Raw genomic sequence first — 11,392 nt, forward strand, 5'->3', positions numbered from 1 at the left:
CCCTTAAATTGAATACTTAATATTGAATGAGACAAAGTCACGATCTGCGAAGGTATTTGTTTTACCACCACCCCAGAAGGTGTTGTAGCCAAAATCAAATGACCAAGTGTTCAGGTAGTTAAAGTTTAGGTTAATCCCAAGTGATTTACGATCTTCAACAAATAAGAACATTGGATCTGGTGTTATACCATTCACATCATGCGAAAACACAACCTTTGGTGAGAAGTTAACGCCACTAAATAAGTTGTTGTATTCCCCTTTAGCAATCAGTCGATAGCCCCATGCTGATGCAGATGGGAATGGATTTGTTTCAGGTCCATTAGAAACCGCCTGATGTATTAACCCATACTCTCGACCCGATACACCTTCAATTACTCCGCTTCGACCAGTACCGGCCACGTTCAAACGAAGTTCATCATACTCTGGCATATCTTTGATTGTTACGGCACCGACTTCACCGACAACAGCCCAGCTGTCAGCCCCCAAAGATGGGCCAAATAGATGTGTTGCTGTCAACTGTGCTTGGATGGTGTCTCGTAATATATAACCTTGCGCAATTTCTCCAGGGTTTACGAAGGCAATATCATCACCTTGGCTTAACTGTGAGAAACCTTCAAAATCTTCTCTTATCCCTGCAGCTGCAAGTTGTTCAACCATACCTGCATACAATAACTCAACATCATCAATTTGGAGAGGCTCATCTTCTCGGTATGCAATTTCACCAGATAGCGCAGTTTCACCAAGCGCCGTATTAAAGCTCAAACCATAAAGTTTGATGTCTTCAGGGTATGTGATCTTTGCCTGCGTGAACGCATTTAGATTTGTGATGTTGTCTTCTGTAATAGGATTATTTCTAATGTAATCCAGATCAGCAGCTAGCGCGGCACCAGTAAAGTTAGATGCCTTACCTGAAATAAGCGGTCTACGGCTATGGTAGTTAATGTAATATAGCGCAAATTCAGTATCATTAAGCTCAGGCGAGAATATGCCTAAACGTAGTCCATATTGACCACCATCATCAGGCTCGCTGATACCACTTGCACCCTTTCCTTTAAGCGCTACTCTCGTTGGATATGCCATGTACATCGCAGCGGCAGTCTGACCTATTGTTTCGGCAGTTGGCACAACCCCTTGTGCAACAAGTGAAGCTGTTGCGTCGGCGTATAAGCTATTAAGTGCATCGGTCAAGTGATATAAATCAATATCAGGGTTTGAAGTAAAACCAAGCTGAACGTTTTGCATGTAGCCGTTTTCAGAAGCAAAGTCATTAGTTGAGAAGTAGCTGCCGGTAGCTGGTAGTCTTGTTTCGTGCCATTGATACTGATAGAAGCCTTCAAGGTTTACGTTTTCAGATAAGCCAATTGACGCCCAAAGCATGCCAACAGGGATAAAAGCTTCTTTGACTTCTGAACCTGGTGCTTTGAGTCTATCGATATCCACCGGGTTAACATTGATACCATGTGATATCAGTGTACTCTCACCCCAGTTTACTACCTGCTGACCTAAACGTACCGATAGTGGGTTTTTACCGTCATTCAGGTCAAAATCAGCCCAGATAAAGGCATCAAGTAAACGAAAGTCTGAACAAACTTGTTCTCTTGTATTATCATCTTCACACGGATCTACTTTCTTACCAGACACTGGATTGGCATATGCAAAGTCTCCGTCTTCCATCGCAAAATCATAGAAGTACATAAAGCGTGTAAATAAACCAAAGTTGTCTTTGGTTATTGCGAGATCGTGCGTCCCTTTCAATAATTGTGAGAAGGTATCGCCTGAATCAAAATTCAGATTACCAGCATCACCATTATTTGAATAGGCGCCCTGTTGCGACCATATTTGAGACGAAGAGTAGATCGTATTGCCAGTCGTTGCTTTATAACCATCCCAATTAAACTGAGGATGATTACTCTTACCGATGAAGTCAAAATTACGGTCTTCTACACGAATACTTTGACCATAAGAGAACGTTGAGTCGAAAGTGATATCAAACTCACCAACTTCAAAACTAGCAGCTTGTACTGATGTCGCGGCAGCTCCCATGATTGCCGCACTAAGACCGAGCATGATTTTGTTTTTCACAAAGAGCGATCTTTTTATCATTATTTCTCCCCCTTTTGGCGGGTCTTGTCTAGAGCTTAAGCTCTTAGAGTTATTGTTTTTTGTTGTCTAAACGATAGAAGCGAAAGCGAGAAAATACAAATACTACGCCATTAAATCAACGCTTTTTCGCCTCTAGGGGCGCATTTTACTCTTGGTAAGACGTCCTACCAGATAATTTATAACACGTATTTCAAGCTTATAACAAACTCATTTAACAAAAATAAAATATGTTTTTCAGTTTGGCTGATACTAAGTAACTTTTTCTAACGACAGAAACTTGTTGCTATCATCCAAAATTAAGCGGAATCTGCCTCTGATCCCAATCGATGAAATAAATGGACGAATACGCTCAGCGGGAAAGCGTATCGTCTTCCCGCCATCTTCGATCACTTGTACTGAAGTATAGTGCCCATGGTAATAACCAAGGCACTTGTCATAACTCAATTCCATGTAAAAGAAGTACTCTTTCATTTACTGCGCCAACGCCTTTTCTACTTTTTCATATAAATCATCACTCAGCCCTTCTAGGCTCGCCAAACGTTCCAACTGTGTTCTCATCAGCTTCTGACGCGTCTCATCATAGCGTCGCCAAGACATAAACGGCGTGATCATGCGGGAAGCATTTTGTGGGTTGATGCCATTTAGCTCGATTAGAAGGTCGCCAAGTAGCTCGTAACCTTTGCCGTCAATTCGATGAAATTGAGCCGGGTTACTGCGGGTGAAGCTACCAATGAGTGCTCGTACTCGATTTGGATTGCCTTTTTCAAAACATGGGTGGTCATAAAGTGTATTTATTTTCGTTATCACTTCATCATTTGGCAAGCTTGCGTGTAGTGCCAGCCATTTATCCATTACCAACGCGTCGTGACGCCACTGACTGTCGAACTCGCTGAATAAGGCTTCCATCTTCTCGTGCTCAGCTGATACCACAGCTTTGAGAGATGCAAGTTTAGTGGTCATATTATCTGACGCAAATTGTGTCCTCAGCGCATCTTCAACGAGTGTCGAATCAGTTCTAACCAAGTAGTATAAGGCTTTATTTTTAAATGCCCGAACGGCCACATCCTGCGCATCTAAAGAACCTGACTCGGTTGATGAAGTATAAGCGAGTTCCAAGTCTTGCTGTAGTGCCTGAGCAATCTGTAACTCAAATGCCTTAGATACATTCACTAACGCGTCTACTGGAATTGTCTTAAACTGACTCGCAAGCGTATCAAAAGTAGGTAAACTTAATAACTCTGCAAGCAGTGCAAGATCTCCTTCTAGGTGCTGAACCAATGAAGATAAGGCACCGAGTACCTTACTGTCTAAGCTATAATCACCAGAATCAATCGCAGCTTTGACGGCGATCATAAATATCTGCTGCATCGCTTCCCAGCGAGCATAGTCGCTTCGTGCAAAACGCAAAATATGTAGCAATTCATCAGTGGAATAATTGTATTCCATAATTACCGGTGCAGAGAAATCTTCTAATAGTACAGGTACAGGTTTTGTTGCCACTTGCTCAAATTCAAAGCGTTGTTCAAACTCAGTAATATCGAGTGCTCTTTGAATTTCACCCTTTTGCGTCAATAACGGGATGCTCAGCCCTTGCTCATCAAGCAATTCCAATTTGAATGGAATATGTAACGGCGCTTTTATCGGATCGCTATCTGCATGCTGCTGTGTAACTGTCATTGTATAGCGCTGTGCAGCACTATCGTATTCTGTCACTACATTTAGTCTAGGCGTTCCATGTTGTTCATACCACAGCTTGAACTGCGTTAAATTAACGCCAGAGGCATCCATCATAGCATTGACAAAATCATCACAGGTCACGGCTTGACCATCATGTCGGGTAATGTAAAGCTGCATCCCTTTTTGGAAGCTCTCTTCACCGAGCAAAGTATGCATCATGCGGATCACCTCGGCCCCTTTATTGTATACAGTCACTGTATAGAAATTATTCATTTCTATTACTTTTTCAGGCCTGATTGGATGGGCCATTGGGCCAGAGTCTTCAGCAAATTGATGAGTTCTCATCGCCATTACCGCGTCTATCCGATTTAACCCTCGAGACCCCAGATCGCTACTAAATTCTTGATCTCTAAATACAGTAAGCCCCTCTTTTAAGCTCAACTGAAACCAGTCTCGGCAGGTAATGCGATTACCAGTCCAGTTATGGAAGTACTCATGGCCAACGATTGATTCAATAGTGTGAAAATCTCGGTCTGTTGCAGTTTCTTGGCTTGCAAGTACACAAGCACTATTGAAAACATTGAGGCCTTTGTTTTCCATTGCCCCCATGTTGAAGAAATCTACTGCCACTATCATATAAATATCTAGGTCATATTCTAACCCAAAACGCAGCTCATCCCATGCCATTGCTTTTTTCAATGAAGTCATAGCATGTGGTGCTTTGTGTAAATTACCCTTATCTACAAATAGCGCTAATTTAACTTTCCGCCCAGACTTGGTTTGATAAGTATCTTCTAAAATATCAAAGCTGCCTGCAACCAAAGCAAATAGATAGCTGGGTTTTTTATATGGGTCATGCCACTTGGCAAAATGTCTGCCATCTTCAAGTGTGCCCTCTTCCACTTTATTGCCATTCGACAACAAAAATGGATACTTAGTTTCTGCGATAATAGTCACAGTGTAAGTGGTAAGTACGTCGGGTCTGTCCATAAAGTAGGTGATCTTACGAAAGCCCTCAGCTTCACATTGTGTGCAATAAGCACCATCAGATAAATATAACCCCTCAAGAGAAGTATTAGTCTGTGGAGATATGTGAGTCACAATGGTGAGTTCAAATTCAGCTGGCAGCTCATTCAATATAAGCTTAGCCTCTGTTTGCTCACGAGTGTGCCACTCTTTACCGTTTACTTGACAGGATTGCAGTTCTAAATCAACCCCATCCAATACTAGCTGTGATGCGCCAGCAGCTGCACGAAATTTACTAACAGCAGTCACTATGGTATTTCGTGGACTTAACTCAAAGGTCAAAGACAACTCATCGACTTGATGGCTAGGTGCAATATAGTCCTTACGATATTTAGCTTGTGGTTTTTGAGTCATAGATATTCCTTACAAAAACGCCCCAAATTGGGGCGTGTGATTAAATAAATTCATTTACGCCCATCTTCAATCGTTGTAGGCGATTTTCGCTTTTGGATCTGAGCTACCGTCGATTGTCATCAGTAACCTTGTAGCTTCTTTTCAAATCTCAGCACTTACTTTGATCCTTCAACCTTCATCTCTGGTGGCGTAATTTTCAAAATTTTAATACCAAGATACGCATAGATAACCGCTAATAATGGGTTAATCAAATTAAAAAACGCATACATGGCATAATCAAATGGATTGATCAGAAGTACGCTCTGCATGTAGGCACCACAGGTATTCCATGGAATAAGTGGACTGGTAATAGTACCGCCATCCTCTAACGTACGAGAAAGATTGACACTTTTTAAGCCTCGCTTTTTATATTCTTCTTTGAACATTCGTCCTGGAACAACTATCGCTATGTATTGATCGGCAGCAACCAAGTTTGTGCCAACACAGGTAGCTATTGTTGACGCAATAAGTGAGCCCGTACTCTTCGCTATTTTTAAAATACTGCGTACAAATACATCTAAAAGACCCGTTTTTTCCATTATCGCGCCAAACATCAGTGCAGTCATCACTAACCAAGTTGTGGTAAGCATTGAGGACATTCCACCACCGCTGAGCAAATCATCCATTTTTGCATCGCCAGTTTGTAGGGCAAAACCATCAAAAAAGGTTGCCCATACGAGTTTAATATAGCCAACTAATTCACCTTGGCTGCGATCAATTTGACTCGCAATTAACTCTCCTTGAAACAAAACAGCCCAAACAGCACCGATCACAGCGCCAATCGAAATAGCGGGAAAGGCGGGCATTTTTCTAATCGCAAGTCCCAGAAGCACTAATAGTGGAACTAGCATGAAAATATTTATATTAAAGTTGCTTTGTAATATAGAAACGATCTCATCTATGCGTCCGGCCTCGCTATTTACCTCAGCGTTGAAGCCCATAAAGATAAAAATAATAAGTGCGATGACAAAGCTTGGGACTGTCGTCCACAGCATATGTTGAATATGATCAAACAAATCGCTTCCAGCTACTGCTGGAGCGAGATTAGTCGTTTCAGATAACGGGCTAAGTTTGTCACCAAAGTATGCTCCGGATATAACAGCGCCCGCCGTGACCACCTGGTCTAGCCCTAAACCTGTCGCAACACCAAGCAGTGCAACACCAATAGTGGCAGCCGTTGTCCATGAGCTACCGATACTCATCGCGACCACACCACAGATCAAGCAGCTCGCGGCATAGAACCAGCTTGGATTAATAACCTGCAAACCGTAATAGATTAACGTCGGAACAGTTCCGGATAGTAACCACGTGCCGATTAAGGCACCAACCATCAACAGAATAATAATTGCACCAAGGGAAATCGTGATCCCCTTGATCATCGCTTCTTCCAAAGTTTTCCAAGTGTAGCCATTTTTCAAGCCAATTAATGCAGCTGTGAAAGTAGCAAATAACAATGCTATTTGGTTAGGACCCGACGAAGAACTATCACCATACAGATATACGGCGGCCCCCAGTAAAGTGACAAGCAGCGTAATCGGGATAAGCGCGTCGACAAATGACGGCTGTTTTTGTTGTTTCAAAAGGAATACTCCTATGCACGACGACTCATGCTTATAATTATTTTATTTGTAGTATACCGTTTTGAGCCGTTTTGAATATCCTTGTACGATGTGGACAAACCACATTTAACATTCAAAAAGCCTCAAAAAAGTATTAGCCCAAAAAATTTCGCAGATCATAGCAAAGATTGTAAAATAAAAGTAATACCAATTTCACTAATTAACCTGAGGTTTAGATAAGGAATATTCTAACTCATTGTTGCTAGGACACAACTTCGCTTTCTCCTTGTCTAGACAGAAAGTTTTAGGGGACCCCCTTCCACGTCCTGCTCTCGCTAAGGTAACTGCGCACCAATAGCTAGCATCAATTATCAGCAGCTAAGGTTAGATAGGATGATACAAAGATAAAAGGCGCTTGAAGCGCCTTTTATCAGTTACGAACCTTGTTTGGCTATTCGACCATACGATATGAGATCTTGTGTGATCAGTGCTGCCTCTTCTAGATAGGGATCTAGCTCAGATATGACTTCAGGTGCATCGTCTAAATCTTCGACGGGTTCCAAACCAAGTCGTTTCAAGCGCTCATTTGTACGTTTCAGTACGAGTGCATCTCGCTCTTCACGCTCTTTAATTCGCTCGGCTTCAACCAAAGATATAGATTTATCGTCTTTACGTGCCTTGTATTGTTCAATATCTTGATAGACATAAGTGAACTCAGGCTCTTTTTGAACTCGCTCGTCATGGCGCTTACTTAAATATTGGATCATAGAAGATAAATTATCCAAACTTGAGTATTTGGCCCTAACGATGCTATCCCAAGGTAATGCGTTATCTTCCTGACTTTCCCCCCAATCTTCAGGGTTGACAGCTGAAGGCAATAAAATGTCTGGAATCACGCCTTTGTGCTGCGTACTACCACCATCAATACGATAAAACTTAGCAATGGTATAAGTTACGCTTCCCAAAGGATTTTCAAATAAATCGTAATTCTTACCCAGCCCACGATGTTGCTGAACCGTACCCTTACCAAAGGTTTGCTCACCAATCACAACGGCACGGCCATAATCTTGCATCGCAGCGGCGAAAATTTCAGATGCTGATGCGCTATAACGATCAACAAGTACAGTTAAGGGACCATCGTAAAATGTAATGCCATCTCTATCTTGTTGGCTTTCAACTCGATTATATGCTGTGTGGATCTGAACAACAGGGCCTTGGTCGATAAAGAGACCTGATAGCTGTGTCGCCTCAAACAAAGAACCACCACCATTTTGTCGTAAATCGACGATCACACCGTCAACTTCTGCTTCTTTTAATTTGGCAAGTTCAGTTTTTACATCTTGAGAAAGGTTGTTGTAAAAACTTGGAATTTCAATAACTCCAATTTTGCTCTGCAGATCAGAGTACTTAGCTTCAAATACCTCTGACTTTACTGCGCGGTCTTCAAGTTTTACTTTGTCTCGGACAATCTCAACCACTTTTGGTGTACCGTGGCTATCAGCTCCTTTCAAGTACTGTAAACGTACTGTAGTGCCTTTTGGTCCTTTAATGAGATCGACAACGTCATCTAACCGCCAGCCAATCACATCTACAAATTCTTTTTCACCTTGCGCGACACCGATAATTTTATCTTCTGGTTTCAGCTTTTCAGTTTTATCTGCGGGCCCACCAGGCACTAAGCTACGGATAACTGTATAGTCTTCATCATAACTCAACACCGCCCCGATGCCTTCAAGCTCAAGATCCATGTCCATCTTAAATTGCTCGGCTCTTCGAGGGGACAGGTAAGAGGTATGTGCTTCGATGCTACGTGCAAAAGCGTTCATAATGACTTGAAACGCATCTTCACTGTTAGTTTGGGCCAAGCGCTTTTGTGCATTTTTGTATCGCTTGGTGAGTATTTCTTTAATTTCTTCCCAGTTTTTACCAGTCAGTTTCAATCTCAGCGCATCTGATTTAACACGCTGACGCCAATACTCATCAAGCTCAACCATTGAATTTGCGTAGTTATCGTCTTCTCTATCAAAGATGAACTCGTCTTTTTTCTCAAAGTCCATTTCTTTTTCGAGGAGACCTATTGCAAAATCATAACGTTCAAAACGTCGCTTCATACTCAAATTGAACATGTCATAGGCAAACTCGAGTTTGCCTGAAATCAATGCGTCGTCAAAGCGCTTTCTGTATTGCTGAAAGCTTTCGATATCCGACTGCAACAGCAAGGATTTATTAAAATCGATTGCTTCTACATAGCGGTCGAATATCTTATCAGACAACGCATCATTAAAGCTGAAGCGTTTATAGTGTTGTCGAGTAAATAAGTTGGTCACTCGCTTACTAGCCGTTGTATGCTGCGCTTCAGGTTTAAGAACCGGCAAGTCTTTAATGGTGACTGTGCTTGTCGAGGCTAAAGAAACACTCGATACGAACGCTGCGACTAGGGAAATGAGTGGTAACTTTTTACTCATATACAACTCCTTATTGGATAAATAGGCTGTCTGCTTTGGTCTTAACTTGCATTCCTGTTACAAGCTCTACGTGCACTTCGTCATTTTTAACTTCAGTGATAGTAGCATTAACAAGCGCTTGACCAAGCTTAACTTTTACTTTGTTATTAACCTTGACCTGTTCTGCTGGTAAAGGTTCAACTTTACCACTGCGCTTAGGTTTAACTTCAGCAGGTTTATTATTCATTTTAGGGCGTTTTTGGTCTTGACGATCCCTTCCATGTGGTTTCTTTTTGTAAGATTTTGTTTCGCCATCACGATTGTTTGGACGCTGTGGCTTTTTGCGTTTAGCCATTTTAGCGCGGCTCTCAGCAAGTGCCTTTTCCGCATGCTCCACATGTTCCTGCTCAACCTTTTCAGCTTGATTACCATCAAGGTCAATACGGAACTCATTTTTAGTGACAGCTTCTAAATAGCGCCAATTAGATGTGTATTTACGAAGCGCTTGACGTACCTGAGTTTTACTGACTTTGTCAGACCCTTCAATACGCTCTGCGATATCTTTAAAAATACCTACTTTAAGTGGTTTGATCCCTTCCTTTTGCTTAAAGCACTTAGGAAATTCGGAAAATAAGAAGTCTAATACTTCATTTATGTCTTTTAGCTTGTTTGTGGTTTCCATTTTTAAACCTATTAATTACATCTGCTCATCGAGCGACGAGTTTATATAGTGTGTTACCCAGTCAGTTAGCTCTTCTATATCTGCTTCAAGAAGTGCCAAATCACCGCGAAGATGTTCCCAAATGCCTTCGATGAGATTATCAATTGTATCGCAATCTAAATCTTCAGGGAGTAAATCCCAGGCGTGATGAATAAGCTCATTTAAGCGCTCTGCAACCACCTCTTCTTCGCCTTCCCAATCACCAACATCGGCATAGGAAAACAAATAATCTTGTACCTGAAGCATATCCTTCATTAAAGTGTTTCCTCAAAAACTTTAACAAATGCTTCTAAGCCTTTTTTGTCTTGCTCATCAAATCTTGCCAGACTAGGACTGTCGATGTCTAGCACAGCTATCACTTTATTATCTTTGAAGACAGGGATGACGATTTCTGAATTTGATGCCGCGTCGCATGCAATGTGACCCGAAAATGCGTGAACATCTTCAACCAGCTGCGTTTCGCAGCTTGCCGCAGCAGTTCCGCACACCCCTTTTCCTACGGGTATACGGATACAAGCTGGATTACCTTGAAATGGTCCAAGTACAAGTTCATCTGCACTGTCCATAAGATAAAACCCAGCCCAGTTGATATCCTCAAGGGTTGTAAATAAAAGCGCACTCAAGTTAGCCATATTGGCAACCATGTTATGCTCACCACTGATCAAGCCCTGAGCTTGTTTCACTAAAGTTTGATAAAAATCTTGCTTTTGCATTACCATCAAATTCACGAATTGAACGACAAAAGCTAAAGGTACTCTTTCGGAGAAATAATTAAAACCTTTTCGACTGAAAAAGTATTAATTATCTGTAAAAGCTACGCTACTCGGTCAATTATCACTCAGTTTTATGATTGCGTGCCCGCAAACCAAACAAGAAAAGCCCTGCTGCTAGCATTGACATTAAGGCGTTAACAATAAAACCCACTCCCGATTGTGTGGAAAAAAGATAGCTGAATAGCGCACCACCAAGTAAACCCAATGTTAGCAAACCGCTATATTGCACCTTGTTGTACTTAAACATGAGGATATATCCAGGGACAACGAATAGGCACATGGCAAGACCAACGATATAAGCATTCGAAATTGCACTAAGTAGTAAGTTAAAGAACATCTCACTGCGACCGAGTGTAAAGCTGTAGTAGATACCAAGTACACTGCCTACGATCAATGGGGACAATAAAGAAAACCCTACCCCTTTGCCAACTTGTTTCATATTCAACACTCTCTACACATATTATTTATTCAACATGATAGAGTATTGTGCAAGCCAAGACCCTGCACTAGCAGACTTTGGTCTAATAGGGATTTTAATCGAGTATATACGGCTGAAAATATAGCGCGGAAAAACTTGATACTAGGAACAAAAAAGCCCTCGAATTCGAGGGCTTGAAATGTGGCGGAGAGATAGGGATTTGAACCCTAGATACGCTATTAACGTATGCCGGTTTTCAAGACCGGTGCTTTCAACCA

9 protein-coding genes are annotated in these 11,392 nt (G+C 41.7%); all 9 read right to left on the minus strand.

What is annotated here, in order from left to right:
* Nucleotides 1–3 precede the first annotated feature (3 nt).
* On the minus strand, nucleotides 4–2,103 hold the full coding sequence (locus HUZ36_RS01215) for a DUF1302 domain-containing protein (RefSeq protein WP_125252723.1): 2,100 nt from the start codon (nucleotides 2,101–2,103) through the stop codon (nucleotides 4–6).
* A 249-nt stretch (nucleotides 2,104–2,352) separates the two neighbouring features.
* On the minus strand, nucleotides 2,353–2,574 hold the full coding sequence (locus HUZ36_RS01220; protein WP_125252722.1) for a DUF2835 domain-containing protein: 222 nt from the start codon (nucleotides 2,572–2,574) through the stop codon (nucleotides 2,353–2,355).
* Nucleotides 2,575–5,160 carry an aminopeptidase N gene (pepN, locus tag HUZ36_RS01225; RefSeq protein WP_176031795.1) on the minus strand — a complete coding sequence of 862 codons (2,586 nt, stop codon included), beginning with the start codon at nucleotides 5,158–5,160 and terminating at the stop codon, nucleotides 2,575–2,577. It abuts the gene before it with no gap.
* Nucleotides 5,161–5,315: 155 nt separating this feature from the next.
* On the minus strand, nucleotides 5,316–6,779 hold the full coding sequence (gene nhaC / locus HUZ36_RS01230) for a Na+/H+ antiporter NhaC (protein WP_128731329.1): 1,464 nt from the start codon (nucleotides 6,777–6,779) through the stop codon (nucleotides 5,316–5,318).
* 413 nt (nucleotides 6,780–7,192) lie between these two features.
* On the minus strand, nucleotides 7,193–9,223 hold the full coding sequence (gene prc, locus HUZ36_RS01235) for a carboxy terminal-processing peptidase (RefSeq protein ID WP_176031796.1): 2,031 nt from the start codon (nucleotides 9,221–9,223) through the stop codon (nucleotides 7,193–7,195).
* 10 nt (nucleotides 9,224–9,233) lie between these two features.
* Complete coding sequence (proQ, locus tag HUZ36_RS01240; protein ID WP_128731327.1) at nucleotides 9,234–9,884, minus strand: RNA chaperone ProQ; 651 nt, start codon at nucleotides 9,882–9,884, stop codon at nucleotides 9,234–9,236.
* Between the two features lie 15 nt (nucleotides 9,885–9,899).
* Nucleotides 9,900–10,178, minus strand: a complete 279-nt coding sequence (locus HUZ36_RS01245) for a hypothetical protein (protein WP_125252717.1) — start codon at nucleotides 10,176–10,178, stop codon at nucleotides 9,900–9,902.
* Complete coding sequence (locus HUZ36_RS01250; RefSeq protein WP_125252716.1) at nucleotides 10,178–10,636, minus strand: GAF domain-containing protein; 459 nt, start codon at nucleotides 10,634–10,636, stop codon at nucleotides 10,178–10,180. The genes HUZ36_RS01245 and HUZ36_RS01250 overlap by 1 nt, the downstream gene beginning before the upstream one ends.
* A 121-nt stretch (nucleotides 10,637–10,757) precedes the next feature.
* Nucleotides 10,758–11,135 (minus strand): hypothetical protein, encoded by a 378-nt coding sequence (locus HUZ36_RS01255; protein ID WP_128731326.1) that lies wholly within the window; start codon nucleotides 11,133–11,135, stop codon nucleotides 10,758–10,760.
* Nucleotides 11,136–11,392 lie beyond the last annotated feature (257 nt).

Source organism: Pseudoalteromonas sp. McH1-7 (genome assembly GCF_013366255.1).
Lineage (GTDB): Bacteria > Pseudomonadota > Gammaproteobacteria > Enterobacterales > Alteromonadaceae > Pseudoalteromonas > Pseudoalteromonas peptidolytica.

Excerpts from the sequence above, each read along its gene's own strand:
- HUZ36_RS01255 (WP_128731326.1), bottom strand. The coding sequence starts at position 11,135 with ATGAAACAAGTTGGCAAAGGGGTAGGGTTTTCTTTATTGTCCCCATTG.
- HUZ36_RS01250 (WP_125252716.1), bottom strand. The coding sequence starts at position 10,636 with ATGCAAAAGCAAGATTTTTATCAAACTTTAGTGAAACAAGCTCAGGGC.
- HUZ36_RS01220 (WP_125252722.1), bottom strand. The coding sequence starts at position 2,574 with ATGAAAGAGTACTTCTTTTACATGGAATTGAGTTATGACAAGTGCCTT.
- pepN (WP_176031795.1), bottom strand. The coding sequence starts at position 5,160 with ATGACTCAAAAACCACAAGCTAAATATCGTAAGGACTATATTGCACCT.
- prc (WP_176031796.1), bottom strand. The coding sequence starts at position 9,223 with ATGAGTAAAAAGTTACCACTCATTTCCCTAGTCGCAGCGTTCGTATCG.
- proQ (WP_128731327.1), bottom strand. The coding sequence starts at position 9,884 with ATGGAAACCACAAACAAGCTAAAAGACATAAATGAAGTATTAGACTTC.
- HUZ36_RS01245 (WP_125252717.1), bottom strand. The coding sequence starts at position 10,178 with ATGAAGGATATGCTTCAGGTACAAGATTATTTGTTTTCCTATGCCGAT.
- HUZ36_RS01215 (WP_125252723.1), bottom strand. The coding sequence starts at position 2,103 with ATGATAAAAAGATCGCTCTTTGTGAAAAACAAAATCATGCTCGGTCTT.